General features: G+C 71.3%; 14 protein-coding genes and 1 pseudogene. 3 read left to right on the top strand and 12 right to left on the bottom strand.

Annotation, left to right across the window (positions count from 1 at the left end; translation table 11 throughout):
- Positions 1 to 2: 2 nt before the first annotated feature.
- The 6 genes and pseudogenes from AMETH_RS20195 to AMETH_RS20175 form a co-directional block, all read right to left on the bottom strand.
- Positions 3 to 1,373 carry a purine-cytosine permease family protein gene (locus AMETH_RS20195; protein WP_017982965.1) on the bottom strand — a complete coding sequence of 457 codons (1,371 nt, stop codon included), beginning with the start codon at positions 1,371 to 1,373 and terminating at the stop codon, positions 3 to 5.
- Positions 1,374 to 1,608: 235 nt separating this feature from the next.
- Complete coding sequence (locus tag AMETH_RS20190) at positions 1,609 to 2,322, bottom strand: isopenicillin N synthase family dioxygenase (RefSeq protein WP_017982964.1); 714 nt, start codon at positions 2,320 to 2,322, stop codon at positions 1,609 to 1,611.
- Between the two features lie 76 nt (positions 2,323 to 2,398).
- Positions 2,399 to 2,557 (bottom strand): annotated as a pseudogene (locus AMETH_RS40530) (2-oxoglutarate and iron-dependent oxygenase domain-containing protein); the annotation flags it as partial.
- Positions 2,558 to 2,566: 9 nt separating this feature from the next.
- Complete coding sequence (locus AMETH_RS20185; protein WP_017982963.1) at positions 2,567 to 3,025, bottom strand: nucleoside deaminase; 459 nt, start codon at positions 3,023 to 3,025, stop codon at positions 2,567 to 2,569.
- A gap of 9 nt (positions 3,026 to 3,034) precedes the next feature.
- Positions 3,035 to 4,144 (bottom strand): epoxide hydrolase family protein, encoded by a 1,110-nt coding sequence (locus AMETH_RS20180; RefSeq protein WP_017982962.1) that lies wholly within the window; start codon positions 4,142 to 4,144, stop codon positions 3,035 to 3,037.
- A 151-nt stretch (positions 4,145 to 4,295) separates the two neighbouring features.
- Positions 4,296 to 4,907, bottom strand: a complete 612-nt coding sequence (locus AMETH_RS20175) for a TetR/AcrR family transcriptional regulator (protein ID WP_017982961.1) — start codon at positions 4,905 to 4,907, stop codon at positions 4,296 to 4,298.
- A gap of 110 nt (positions 4,908 to 5,017) precedes the next feature.
- On the opposite strand from AMETH_RS20175, the gene AMETH_RS20170 reads away from it, so the two are divergent.
- The 3 genes from AMETH_RS20170 (at position 5,018) to AMETH_RS20160 (ending at position 7,208) form a co-directional block, all read left to right on the top strand.
- Entirely contained in the window at positions 5,018 to 5,773 is a 756-nt protein-coding gene (locus AMETH_RS20170) for an SDR family oxidoreductase (protein ID WP_017982960.1), read from the top strand.
- Positions 5,770 to 6,555, top strand: coding sequence for an SDR family NAD(P)-dependent oxidoreductase (locus tag AMETH_RS20165; protein WP_017982959.1), 786 nt, complete (start codon positions 5,770 to 5,772; stop codon positions 6,553 to 6,555). The genes AMETH_RS20170 and AMETH_RS20165 overlap by 4 nt, the downstream gene beginning before the upstream one ends.
- A gap of 77 nt (positions 6,556 to 6,632) precedes the next feature.
- Entirely contained in the window at positions 6,633 to 7,208 is a 576-nt protein-coding gene (locus AMETH_RS20160; protein WP_017982958.1) for a TetR/AcrR family transcriptional regulator, read from the top strand.
- A gap of 78 nt (positions 7,209 to 7,286) precedes the next feature.
- On the opposite strand, the gene AMETH_RS20155 is transcribed toward AMETH_RS20160, so the two are convergent.
- From AMETH_RS20155 to AMETH_RS20130, 6 genes are all read right to left on the bottom strand, one after another.
- On the bottom strand, positions 7,287 to 8,387 hold the full coding sequence (locus AMETH_RS20155; protein ID WP_017982957.1) for an acyl-CoA dehydrogenase family protein: 1,101 nt from the start codon (positions 8,385 to 8,387) through the stop codon (positions 7,287 to 7,289).
- Positions 8,384 to 9,571: an acyl-CoA dehydrogenase family protein gene (locus AMETH_RS20150; RefSeq protein ID WP_017982956.1), complete on the bottom strand. Its 1,188-nt coding sequence runs from the start codon at positions 9,569 to 9,571 to the stop codon at positions 8,384 to 8,386. Before AMETH_RS20150 ends, AMETH_RS20155 begins: the two co-directional genes overlap by 4 nt.
- Positions 9,568 to 10,788, bottom strand: a complete 1,221-nt coding sequence (locus AMETH_RS20145; RefSeq protein WP_017982955.1) for an acyl-CoA dehydrogenase family protein — start codon at positions 10,786 to 10,788, stop codon at positions 9,568 to 9,570. The genes AMETH_RS20150 and AMETH_RS20145 overlap by 4 nt, the downstream gene beginning before the upstream one ends.
- Before the next feature lie 2 nt (positions 10,789 to 10,790).
- Positions 10,791 to 11,810, bottom strand: a complete 1,020-nt coding sequence (locus AMETH_RS20140; protein WP_017982954.1) for a phosphotransferase family protein — start codon at positions 11,808 to 11,810, stop codon at positions 10,791 to 10,793.
- A gap of 83 nt (positions 11,811 to 11,893) precedes the next feature.
- Entirely contained in the window at positions 11,894 to 12,346 is a 453-nt protein-coding gene (locus AMETH_RS20135) for a MaoC family dehydratase (RefSeq protein WP_017982953.1), read from the bottom strand.
- A 2-nt stretch (positions 12,347 to 12,348) separates the two neighbouring features.
- A complete protein-coding gene (locus AMETH_RS20130; RefSeq protein WP_017982952.1) occupies positions 12,349 to 13,110 on the bottom strand; it encodes a beta-ketoacyl-ACP reductase in 762 nt (253 codons plus the stop codon).
- Positions 13,111 to 13,162 lie beyond the last annotated feature (52 nt).

The raw sequence follows: 13,162 nt of genomic DNA, 5'->3' as shown, positions 1-13,162 counted from the left end.
CCTCAGCCCCGCACCCAGCGGCGGCCCACCGCCGCGTACAACCCGGCCGCCAGCGCGAACCCGACGAAGCACGTCACGTCGCCCACCTCCGGCACCGCCCGCGGCACCGGGCCGGCGTACAGCGTCTGGTTCGCGAACAACGCGATCGACACCACCGCCGCGACCAGGAACGCCGCCAGCCCCTGCCAGCCCCACCGCGCGGTGTCCGGCAGCAGGCGCGCCAGCCCGGCCCGCCCGCGCCGCATCAGCTGATCGGCGAACACGACACCCAGCCACGGGCTCACCCAGTACGCGATCACCAGCAGGAAGTGCTCGTAGGCCGTCCCGGCGTCGGCGAGCCCCAGCCACGCCAGCACGAACCCGACGACGCCGAACGCGACCGCCACCATCGCCCGCCGCCACGCGAGCGGCAGCTCCACACCCAGCGTGAGGAACGCGAGCGCTCCGGAGTAGACGGTCAGCGCGTTCGCGGCCACCGCCCCGAGCGCGATCGCCAGCAGCGTCAGCGCGGACAGCCACCCCGGCATGTGCCCGGTGAATGCCTCCGTCGGGCTGCCGTCCCCGCCGCCCAGCGTGGCCGACGCCGCGCCCGTCGCCGTCAGCACCGTCGTCGCCACGAACAAGCCGCTGCCCGCGGCCCAGCCGACCGCCCGGCCGCTCACCGATTCCGGCAGGTACCGCGTGTAGTCCGCCGCGTAGGGGTTCCAGCCCGCGGTGTACCCGAACGCCGCGCCCACCGTCAGCAGGAACCCGCCCACCCCGCCGGTTCCGCCGACCGCGCCCGGCGACGCCTGCGCGAACGTGACCACCGCCCCGATCGCGAACACCACCGCCAGCACCCCGAAGATCCAGCGTTCGTAGGCCTGCACCAGGTTGTGCCCGAAGAACGCGATACCGATCTGCAGCACCACCACGATCACCAGACACAACAGCACCGGCATCCCGGTCAGCGTGTTCAGCGCGAACGCCCCGCTGACGCTGTTGACCGCGAACCAGCCGATTCCCGCCGTCACCGACATCAACGCGGCGGGCACCGCGTTGCCGCGGTACCCGAACGGCAGGCGGCTCAACACCATCTGTGGCACCCCGAACCGCGGCCCGCGCGCCGACAGCACGCCGTGCGACACCGCGCCCAGCCCGTTGCCGATCGCGACCGCGATGACCGCCTGTGCGAAACTCAGCCCGAACGCCGACACCGCCAGCACGCCGACGAAGATCGTGGCGAACTCCAGGTTGGGCGAGGCCCAGGTCCAGAACAGCTGCCGCGGCCTGCCGTGCCGGTCGGCTGCCGCCACCGGTTCGACGCCGCCCGGTTCGACCGCGACGACTTTTTCGCCGTATTCGCCCGTGTGCCGCCCTGTCGTGGTCGCCATGGCAGCACCGTAGGCAGTCGATGTTGCGTCCGTGTTGCACCATCGGGTGAACGGCGGAACTATCCCGGACCGCCCGGCGACCAGGACGGCGAACCACCTCCGACCGGAAGGGACACCACCATGGAGAAGCCGGGCAACTGCAACTGCGGCAACTGCTGTGACTGCGGCGGGGAGTACGGCCGCAACTGACGTCGTGGCGCCCCCCCCTGGCCCCGCCGGGGTCAGGGGGCTCGGGTCAGGGGGCCACGGTGATCGCGTCGAGCTTGCCGGGCAGGTACTCCGACGCCACGACCTCCGGGTACGCCGTGCGGCCCAGCGGCGGCGCGAGCGAGGCGATCCGCGCGTCGTGGTCGGTCTCGTAGAAGAAGATGAGCGACACCAGGTCCTCGTCCGGCGCGTCCGCCGACGGCGGCAGCACCCGGTGCCGCGTCGAGCGCCACCGGTCGCCCGTCCAGCGGGCCATCAGGCCCCCGATGTTCACCGTGAACGCCGCCGGGTCGAACGGCGCGTCCACCCACTCGCCGTCACTGGTGCGGACCTGCAGCCCGCCGACCCGGGCCTGCCGGTCCAGCACCGTCACCGTGCCGAAGTCGGTGTGCGGCCCGATCCGGAACTGCCCCGGCTCCGGCGCGCCGACCCGGTTCAGCGCCGGGTACCAGTTGATGTTGAACGTGTAGGTCGGGTGCCCGGTGTGCCGGGTGAAGTGGTCCGGCGCCAGGCCGAGCGCGGCCGCGAACACCGTCAGCAGCTCGTCCGACAGCTCCCGCATCCGCGTCATATACGCGCGTGACGCGGCCGCGAACTCCGGGACCTCCGACGGCCACACGTTGGGCTGGAACCAGAACTCGTCGACCTCCGGCACGCCGACCGCGGCGTCCGCGCCTGCCGAGTAGGACTCCTTGAGGTCCGGCGGGGTTTCGGCGCCCTCGGCGTACCCGTTGGCCTCCACCCCCCGGCGGCAGCCAGCCGTGCCCGCCGACCGTCACCGCGTACCGCCGCTTCACCTCGGCGGGCAGCGCGAAGAACTCCCGCGCCCGCGCGCGCACCTCGTCCGGCACACCGTGCCCGGTGATCAGCAGGAAGCCGGACTCCCGCAGCGCGCGGTCCACCTCGTCGGCCACCCGTTCGCGGCCGGTCCCGTCGAACCAGGACGTCAGATCGATCAGCGGAACGGACGGTGACATGGCAGCTCCTCAGGAAGTTTCGACCCCAATGTCCTCGAACCACAGATCCGGGCGCTCTTCGATGAACTCCGTCATCAGCGTGACGCACGCGGGGTCGTCGAGGATCGTGATGCCGACACCCAGCCCGGCCAGCCAGTCGTGGCCACCGGAGAAGGTGCGGGCCTCGCCGATCACCACGTGAGAGATGCTGAACTGCCGCACCAGGCCGCTGCAATACCAGCAGGGGGAGAGGGTGGTCACCATCACCGTGTCGCGGTAGTGCGGGCGCCTGCCCGCGTTGCGGAAGGCCGCGGTTTCGGCGTGCATCGACGGGTCGTCGTCCTGGACCCGCCGGTTGTGGCCCCGGCCGAGCAGCTCACCGTCCACAGTGAACAACGCCGCGCCGATCGGCACCCCACCCTCGGACTTGCCGAGCAGAGCCTCTTCGCGGGCGACGGCGAGCAGCCGGCCGGGATCGGGTTTCAGCATGCGCTCACTCTAGAGTGAAGCGAAGAACGCCAGGACGTCTTCGGCGAAGAGGTCGGGTTCCTCCATCGCCGCGAAGTGCCCGCCCCGGTCGAACTCCGTCCAGCGCACGATGTTGTTGTCGCGCTCGGCGAGGCGGCGTACGGGAAGCACGATGTCGTGCGGGAACACCGCGACGCCCATCGGCACGTCGAGCCCGGGTTGCCTGCCCCAGCTGCGGGCCGACTCGCGGTACAGCCGCGCCGACGACCCGGCCGTTCCGGTCAGCCAGTAGATCATCACGTTGGTCAGCATCAGGTCCCGGTCGACGGCGTCCTCCGGGGTGCCGTTCGAATCGGTCCACTCCTGGAACCGCTCGACGATCCAGGCGAGCTGGCCGACGGGGGAGTCGTGCAGCGCGTAGGCCAGGGTCTGCGGGCGCGTCGACTGGAGTTTCATGTAGCCGGACAGCTCGCGCTGATAGCGCTCGCGCCGTCCCAGCCGCTCCTTGTCGGCCAGCGACAGCTCGTCCAGCTCGGCGGGGTTGCCGGAGGGGGCGGTGCCGAGCATGTTGACGTGCACCCCGGCGACGTGGGCGGCGTCGTCGACCCCCAGCTGACGCGAGATCACCGAGCCCCAGTCGCCGCCCTGCGCGCCGTAGCGGTCGTAGCCGAGGCGGCGCATCAGCTCGGCGAACGCGCGGGCGATGCGCGGCACGTCCCAGCCGGTGTCGGTGGTCGGGCCGGAGAAGCCGTAGCCGGGGATGGCCGGGATGACCAGGTGGTGCCGCGCCGACAGCGCCTCGAGCACCGGCAGGAACTCCACGACCGAGCCGGGCCAGCCGTGCGTGAGGATCAGCGGCAGCGCGTCGTCGTCGGCCGCGCGGACGTGCAGGAAGTAGATGCGCTGGCCGTCGATCTCCGTGGTGAACTGGCCCAGCTCGTTGAGCAGCTTCTCGTGCGCGCGCCAGTCGTAGCTCGTGCGCCAGTACCGGGTCAGTTCCTGGACGTAGCCGAGCGGGATGCCGTAGCTCCAGCCCACGCCCGGCAGCTCGTCGGGCCAGCGGGTCAGGTCGATGCGCGCGTGCAGGTCGTCGAGCTGGGACTGCGGGACGTCGAGGTGGAACGGGCGGATTTCGCTCATGCCGTGACGGTAGCGAGGAAGCGCGCCCACCGTCAGGCTCGCGGCCGGCAAGTGCTGTGGTCGCGGAGGCCACCCGGGAGGAGGTGCGCTGCGCCGACGTTACCGACCGCTTAGTATGTGGGGTACGGTGGCCGTCGTGGCACCGTCGCTGTCAGGGTTGCGCGCCGAGCATGCGCAGGGTGAGGTCCGCGTACTCGCGGCCGAGCGCCTTGGGCGTCTTCCCGGTGCGCTCGCTGTACCAGCGCGCCACGTCGACGCCGAGCGACAGGACCGCTCGCGCGGCGGTCTTGACGTCGGCGACCACGAACTGCCCCTGCGCGACGCCGTCCTCGATCACGCCGCGCACGAGGTGCTCGATGCGGCGCCGCAGGTCGGCCACCACCTGGTACTCCTGCTCGGGCAGCGCCTGCAGCTCGTACTGCACGACGCGTGCCACGGTGTGCCGCCGCGCGTGCCAGGCCACGAAGTCGGCGACGATGCGGCGCATCCGCTCCCTCGGCTCGTCGGCGCGCTTGGCGACGTCCTCGACCAGGTCGAGCGTCTGCTGGTGCCCGCTCTTGCTGATCGCGAACAGCAGCGCGGCCTTCGACGGGAAGTGCACGTACAGCGCCGCCGGGCTCATGCCTGCCGCGCTCGCGATGTCTCGTGTCGTGGTCGCGTGGTAGCCGCGGCGGGCGAAGGACTCGACACCGGCCAGCATCAGCCGCCGTGCCGCGTCCGGCTGCACTTCCGGCCAGAGTTCGGCGGACAGCGAGATCGTCATGGCGGAATCCTCCCAGTAAGGAACCGCCTGGCGGGAGACTTGACACGGCGGTCCGGCCGTTCCCATTGTAAGCGAGCGCTTAGTCAAGGTGGACAGGAGACAGGAGCCCGATGGTGAACTCGTTCAAGGACCGCGTCGCGATCGTCACCGGGGCGAGCCGGGGCATCGGCCTCGGCATCGCCCGCGAGCTGGTGCAGCGCGGCGCGCGGGTGTGCATCACCGCCCGCAAGCCCGAGCCGCTCGCCGACGCGGTGAACGAGCTGGGCGGGCCGGGCGTGGCGATCGCGGTGCCCGGCAAGGCCGACGACGCGGCGCACCAGGAGGAGGCGGTCGCGAAGACGGTCGAGACCTTCGGGCGGCTGGACATGCTGGTCAACAACACCGGAATCAACCCGGTCTACGGCCCGGTGCTGGACATCGACCCCGCGGCCGCCGCGAAGATCCTCGCCGTCAACGTGCTCGCGCCGCTGGCCTGGATGCGCCACGCGCGCGACGCGTGGATGGGCGAGCACGGCGGCTCGGTCGTCAACGTCGCCTCCATCGCCGGGCTGCGTGCCTCGCCGGGGATCGGCATGTACGGCGTGAGCAAGGCGGCCGTAATCCGGCTGACCCAGGAGCTGGCGGTCGAGCTGGGGCCGAAGATCCGGGTCAACGCGGTCGCCCCGGCCGTGGTGAAGACGAAGTTCGCCACCGCGCTGTACGAAGGCCGCGAGGAGGAGGTGTCCGCGGCGTACCCGATGAAGCGGCTCGGTGTGCCGGAGGACATCGCGGGCGCGGTGGCGTTCCTGCTGTCCGACGAGGCCGGGTGGCTCACCGGGCAGACCGTGGTCCTCGACGGCGGCGTGACCCTGGGAGGCGGGCTGTGAGCTTCGAACTGGACGGCGCCGGGGTCGTCATCACCGGCGGTGGCGGCGGGATCGGGGCGGCGCTGGCGCGCCGGTTCGCCGCGGCGGGCGCGCGGATCGTGGTGGCCGACCTGGACGGCCCGGCCGCCGAGGCGGTGGCCGCGGAGGTCGGCGGGGTCGCGGTCGCCGGCGACGCGGCCGGGGTCGACGGGGTGGCGGCGCTGATCCAGCGGGCGTCGGCGGAGCTGGGCGCGATCGACCTGTTCTGCGCCAACGCCGGGATCGCCCCGCACGGCGGGCCGGAGGTGCCCGAGGAGGTGTGGGCGCGGGCGTGGGACGTCAACGTGATGGCCCACGTGCGGGCGGCTCACCTGTTGTTGCCCGGGTGGCTGGAGCGCGGGCGGGGCCGGTTCCTCGCGACGGTGTCCGCGGCCGGGCTGCTGACCAGCCTGGGGTCCGCGCCGTACTCGGTCACCAAGCACGGCGCGCTGGCGTTCGCCGAGTGGTTGTCGGCGACGTACCGGCACCAGGGCGTCACGGTCCAGGCGATCTGCCCGCAGGGGGTGCGGACGAACATGCTGGCCGCGACGGGCGTCGGCGGGCAGCTGATCATGGGTGCCTCGGCGATCGAGCCGGACCAGGTGGCCGACACGGTGATGGAGGCCTTCGCGGACGACCGGTTCCTGATCCTGCCGCACCCCGAGGTCGCCGAGTACTACGCCACCCGCGCGACACAGACGGACCGGTGGCTGGGCGGGATGAACAAGCTGCAGCGCAAGGTGGAGTCCGCGCTGGGCGAGTGACGGTCGGCTCCGGTCGCACTTTGGCATGTGCGACCGGAGCCGCGGATATGCTGTGCCGGTCGAGGAAGGACGTGCGGATGAGCGAGGAGCCGGTGCCGGCGAGGCTGCTCTCGGCGGCGACCCGGTTGTTCGCCGAGCGGGGGTTCGACCGCACCTCCGTGCAGGAGATCGTCGCCGCGGCCGGCGTCACCAAGGGCGCGATGTACCACTACTTCGGCTCGAAGGACGACCTGCTACACGAGATCTACGGCCGCGTCCTGCGGCTGCAGACCGAGCAGCTGGAGAAGGTCGTGGCCAGCGGCGAGCCGGTGAGCGCGCGCCTGCACGCGGCTGCTTCGGATGTGGTCGTGAGCAGCATCGACAACCTCGACGACACGACGATCTTTTTCCAGTCCATGCACCAGCTCAGCCCGTCGAAGCGCAAAGCGGTGCGCGCCGACCGGCGGCGCTACCACGTGCTGTTCCGTTCGCTGATCGAAGAGGGCCAGCGCGACGGCGTGTTCCGGACGGACAAACCGGCGGACATCGTGGTGGACTTCTTCTTCGGCTCGGTGCACCACCTGGCGGTCTGGTACCGCAGCGACGGGCGGCTGAGCGCGCAGGAGGTCGGCACGCACTACGCCGATCTGCTGGTCGATTCCCTGCGGCCTTGACCTTGCCACGCCCGGCTTCGGGCAAGAAGAGAGGCCGGCGCACCAAGGCGCCGGCCTCCCCGCAGCAAACCCCGCAACTCACGCGGGCGGCAGATTCACCAACCCCGCCAACGCAGCACGGTGCCGCCCCGGCGTGCCGAGCGCCAGCTCGCTGCTCTTGGCGCGCTTGAGGTACAGGTGCGCCGGGTGCTCCCAGGTCATCCCGATGCCACCGTGCAGCTGCACCGACTCCTCGGCGGTGTGCAGCGCGACCGCCGAGCACGTCGACTGCGCCACCGCCACCGCGACCGGCACATCGGAATCACCCGTAGCCAGCGTGTCCGCCGCATAGCGCGCCGTCGCGCGGGCCGACACGATTTCCAGGTACAGGTCCGCCAAGCGGTGCTTCAGTGCCTGGAACGAACCCACCGGCCGCCCGAACTGGTAGCGCTGCTTCAGGTACGCGACCGTCTCATCGAGACACCACTGCGCGACCCCGACCTGCTCCGACGCCAGCAACCCGGCGCCCACCAGCAACGCCTGCCGCAGCGCCGGCTCCGCGCCCGAAGGACCCGTCAGCAACCGCGACGACGCGTTGTCGAACGACACGTCCGCCAGCCGGCGCGTCAAATCCAGCGACACCACTTCGGTGACCGTCGCGCCGGCCTTTTCCACCGCGTACAGCCCCGGGCCGTCCGGGCCCACCGCGGGCACGATCAGCACGTCCGCCACCGACGCGTCCGCCACCGTCCGCACCGAACCGCTCAGCGCGCCTTCGGTGTTGGCCGACACGCCATCCGGGAAACCCGCGTCCGGCGCGGTCGTCAGCGGCACCGCCAGCGCCCCGATCAGCTCACCGCCCGCCAGCCGCGGCAACAGCTCGGTGTCACCGGCCGCCAGCAGCGCCGCCGTCGCCAGCACCGCGCTGCCCAGGAACGGTACCGGCGCCACCGACCGCCCGAGCTCCTCCAGCACGACCGCCACCTCGCGGTACGACGCGCCCTGCCCGCCCATCTCCTCCGGCACCGCCAGCCCGGCCAGCCCGAGGTCCGCGGCCAGCGTGCGCCACAGCTTCAGGTCGTACGGTTCGGCGCTTTCGGTGCGCGCCAGCACGGACGTGAACCCGGCCCGGTCGGTCAGCAGGTCACGGACACTCGCCCGGAGGTCCTCCTCGACCTCGGAGTACAGCAGATCGCTCACCGCGGCAGGTCCTTCCACGCGACGTCCTTGTCCACTCGCGGCTCGGACGGCAGCCCGAGGACGCGTTCGGAGATGATGTTGCGCAGCACCTCGGAGGTGCCGCCCTCGATCGAGTTCCCCTTCGCCCGCAGGTAGCGGTACCCGGGCCCGCGGCCGAGCATGTCGACCTTCTCCGGCCTGCGCAACGTCCAGTCGTCGTAGCGCAGACCGTCCTCACCGGACAGTTCGATCTCCAGCCCGGTCAGCGCCTGCTGCAGGTTCGCGAACGCCAGCTTCATCGCCGAGCCCTCCGGCCCCGGCGCGCCCACGGCCAGCTGCTGGCGCAACCGCGTGCCGGCCAGCCGCGCCGCCTCGGCCTGCACCCACAGCTTCAGCAACCGGTCGTGCAGCTCCGGCGTCCGCAGCTCCGGACGGTCCCGCCAGGTCTGCGACACCATCCCGATCAGGCCGCCCTCGCGCGGGATCGCGTTGCCACCGATCGCCACGCGCTCGTTCATCAGCGTCGTCTGCGCGACCTTCCAGCCCTCGCCGACCGCGCCGAGCCGGTTCGCGTCCGGGATCCGCACCCCGGACAGGAACACCTCGTTGAATTCGGCCTCACCGGTGAGCTGCCGCAGCGGCCGCACCTCGACACCGGGATCGGTCATGTCGCAGATGAAGTACGTCATGCCCTGGTGCTTGGGCACGTCCGGATTCGTTCGGGTGACCAGGATGGCGAAGCGGGCGATGTGCGCGACCGACGTCCACACCTTCTGCCCGTTGACCACCCACTCGTCCCCGTCGCGCACCGCGCGGGTGCCCAGCGCCGCGAGGTCCGATCCGGCGCCCGGCTCGCTGAACAGCTGGCACCACACCTCCTCGCCGGTCCACAGTGGACGCAGGTAGCGCTGCTTCTGCTCCTCGGTGCCGAACCGCAGGATGGTCGGCGCCGCCATGCCCAGCCCGATGCCGATGCGGCGCGGGTTGTTGTCCGGCGCGCCGGCCTTCGCCAGCTCGGCTTCGACGACGTTCTGCAGCTCACGCGGCGCGTCCAGGCCACCGAGGCCGGCCGGGTAGTGCACCCAGGCCAGCCCGGCGTCGAACCGCGCCCGCAGGAACTCCAGCCGGTCCGTGCTCGCCGGCGGGTGGGCGGCGAGCAACTCGCCCACCCGCGCGCGCAGGTCGTCGGCGGTCAGCGTGCTCATCGGGCCTCCGATCGGTACTTCTTCAGCTCGCGGTGGGCGAGCGAGCGCTTGTGGACCTCGTCCGGTCCGTCGGCGAAGCGGAGCGTGCGGATCCCCGCCCACATCTCGGCCAGCGGGTAGTCCTGCGACAGCCCGCCCGCGCCGTGCGCCTGGATCGCCTTGTCCAGGATCCACTCCACGGTCTTCGGGGTGGCGATCTTGATCGCCTGGATCTCGGTGTGCGCGCCGCGGTTGCCGACGGTGTCCATCAGCCACGCGGTCTTGAGCACCAGCAGCCGCAGCTGCTCGACCTTCACCCGGGACTCGGCGATCCAGTCCTGCACCACGCCCTGCTCGGCGATCGGCTTGCCGAACGTGGACCGGCCCAGCGTGCGGCGGCACATCATCTCGATGGCCCGCTCGGCGATGCCGATCGAGCGCATGCAGTGGTGGATCCGGCCGGGGCCGAGGCGGGCCTGCGCGATGGCGAACCCGTCGCCCTCCTCGCCGATCAGGTTGTCCGCGGGCACCCGCGCCTCGTCGAAGACCACCTCGGCGTGCCCGCCGTGCGAGCCGTCGGTGTAGCCGAACACGTTCATGCCGCGCTTGACGTGCACGCCCGGCGTGTCCCGCGGCACCAGGATCTGGCTCTGCTGCCGGTGCGGCTCGGCGTCCGGGTCGGTCTTGCCCATCACGATGAAGATCTTGCAGTTCGGGTTCATCGCGCCGGTGATGTAGAACTTGCGGCCGGTGATCACGTAGGAGTCGCCGTCGCGGCGGATGCTGGTGCCGATGTTGCGCGCGTCCGAGGACGCCACGTCCGGCTCGGTCATCGCGAACGCCGAGCGGATCTCACCGTCCAGCAACGGCTGCAGCCACTGCTTGCGCTGCTGCTCGGTGCCGAACATCGCGAGCACTTCCATGTTCCCGGTGTCCGGCGCCGAGCAGTTCAGCGCGACCGGCGCCAGGTGCGGGCTGCGGCCGGTGATCTCGGCCAGCGGCGCGTACTGCAGGTTCGTCAGCCCCGCGCCGTGCTCGCCCGGCAGGAAGAAGTTCCACAGGCCCCGCTTGCGTGCCTCGGCCTTGAGGTCCTCGACGACCGGCGGGAAGGTCCACTCGTTCTCGCGCTCGGCCAGCTGCTCCTCGTAGACCGGCTCGGCGGGGTAGATGTGGGAGTCCATGAACTCGAGAAGCCTCATCCGCAGCTCCTCGGTCTTGGCGTCGAACGTGAAATCCATGATCAGTCCTTGAGGGTGTCGAGGCCGAGGGTGACGAGCGGGACCACCGCGGCGCCGATCTGGTCGAATCCGGCGCCGACGGTCTTGCCCTGACTGAACCGGTAGTAGATGCCTTCCAGGATCACCGCTAGCTTGAAGAACGCGAACCCGACGTACCAGTCCAGCGCCGAGACGTCCCGCCCGGACCGGGCCGCGTAGCGGGCGATCATCTTGTCCGTGCCCGGATAGCCGGGCGCGGTGCTGACGTTGGACACGATCTCCAAATTGACCTTGCCGCGCTCGGCGTAGGCCACCAGCAGGGCCAGATCGGTCAGCGGGTCGCCGAGCGTGGACATCTCCCAGTCCAGCACCGCGGTGATGCGGTCGGTCTCGTCGACCAGCACGTTGTCCAGCCGGTAGTCGCCGTGCACCACGGCCGCGGGCCCGGACGCCGGGATGGCGCGGGCCAGCTGGTCGTGCAGGTCGTCGATCCCCGGCAGGTCCCGGCTGCGCGAGGCGTCCAGCTGCTTCTTCCAGCGGCCCACCTGCCGCTCCAGGAACCCCTCCGGGCGGCCGAAGTCGCCCAGCCCCACTGCGGACGGGTCGACCGCGTGCAGGTCCACCAGGGTGTCCATGAGCGATTCGGCGATCGCCTTCGTGCGCTCCGGCCCGAGCGCCTCCAGCTCGCTCGCGGCGCGGTAGGGCGTGCCCGGCACGAACTCCATCACGTAGAACGGCGCGCCGAGCACGTCGGCGTCCTGGCACAGCGTGACCGTGCGCGGCACCGGCACGGGCGTGTCCGCGAGCGCGCTGATCACGCGGTGCTCGCGGGCCATGTCGTGCGCGGTGGGCAGGACGTGCCCCAGCGGCGGCCTGCGGACCACCCAGCGGCTCGTGCCGTCGCCGACGATGTAGGTCAGGTTCGAGCGGCCGCCCTGCACCACCTCACCGGTCAGCGGGCCGCCGACCAGCCCGGGGGAGTGCTCGTCCAGGTAGTCCCGCAGCCGTGCGAGGTCGAGTCCGGGCAGGTCCTGCTGGGTCACTGGGCCTCCTTGTCCAGATGGTATACCGACCAGTCGGTATGTCCCCGCCGTAGCGGAAGCCCGCCCGGAGGCGGGCTCGCGCGTCAGGCGATCAGGCGCGTGACCCACTCGGCCACGCACGCCGGCTTGGCTTCGCCGTCGATCTCGATCGTCCACCGGGTCACCACCTGCTTGCCGCCGGGCACGTCGGTGACCTCGGCCAGCTCGGCGACCCCGCGGATCTTCGAGCCGACCTTGACCGGCTGCGGGAACCGGACCTTGTTCAGGCCGTAGTTGATCCCCATCTTCAGCCCGTCGACGCGGTAGGTGGCGGCCGAGAGCAGCGGCAGGACCGACAGCGTCAGGAAGCCGTGCGCGATCGGCGCGCCGAACGGGCCCTGCTTGGCCTTCTCGACGTCGACGTGGATCCACTGGTGGTCACCGGTGGCGTCGGCGAACGTGTTGACCTGCTCCTGGGTGACGGTGTGCCAGTCGCTGGCGCCGAGCTGCTCGCCGACCGCGGCGGTGAACTCGTCCAGTCCGTTGAAGACGCGCATGCTCAGTCCTTCGGTCCGCCGGCGACGTAGATGACCTGGCCGGAGACGAAGCCCGCGCCCTCGCTGACCAGGAACGACACGGTGTTGGCGATGTCCTCGGGCTTGCCGACGCGCTGCACCGGGATCTCCTTGGCGGCGAAGGCCTTGAAGTCCTCGAACGGCACGCCCAGCCGCTCGGCGGTCGCCGCGGTCATGTCGGTCTCGATGAAGCCCGGCGCGATCGCGTTGGCGGTGACGCCGAACTTGCCCAGCTCGATGGCCAGCGTCTTGGTGAAGCCCTGCATGCCGGCCTTGGCCGCGGAGTAGTTGACCTGGCCGCGGTTGCCCAGCGCCGAGGTGCTGGACAGGTTCACGATCCGGCCCCAGCGCTGCTCGGTCATGTGCTTCTGGACCGCGCGGGTCATCAGGAACGATCCCTTGAGGTGCACGTTCATGACCGAGTCCCAGTCCTCGTCGGTCATCTTGAAGATCAGGTTATCCCGGGTGATGCCGGCGTTGTTGACCAGCACGGTCGGCGCGCCCAGCTCCTCGGCGACGCGGGCGACGGCGGCCTCGACCTGCTCGGTGTTGCTGACGTCGAGCGCGACCCCGATGGCCTTGCCGCCGGCCGCGACGATGTCCTCTGCGCCCTGCTTCACGGACTCCTCGTTGAGGTCCAGCAGTGCGACGGCGAAACCGTCCACGGCCAGCTTGCGCGCGACTGCGGCGCCGATGCCTCGGCCGGCGCCGGTCACGATGGCGACCCGGGAGTGGGACTCGGTCACGGGAACTCCTCCTCGTCGTTGAGCGCGTCGGTAAGCGAGCGCTTAGAAAGCT

The sequence above is a fragment of the Amycolatopsis methanolica 239 genome (genome assembly GCF_000739085.1).
GTDB lineage: Bacteria > Actinomycetota > Actinomycetes > Mycobacteriales > Pseudonocardiaceae > Amycolatopsis_E > Amycolatopsis_E methanolica.
The sequence above is the reverse complement of the archived record's forward strand: the minus strand, read 5'-3'. Positions and strand labels throughout refer to the sequence as shown.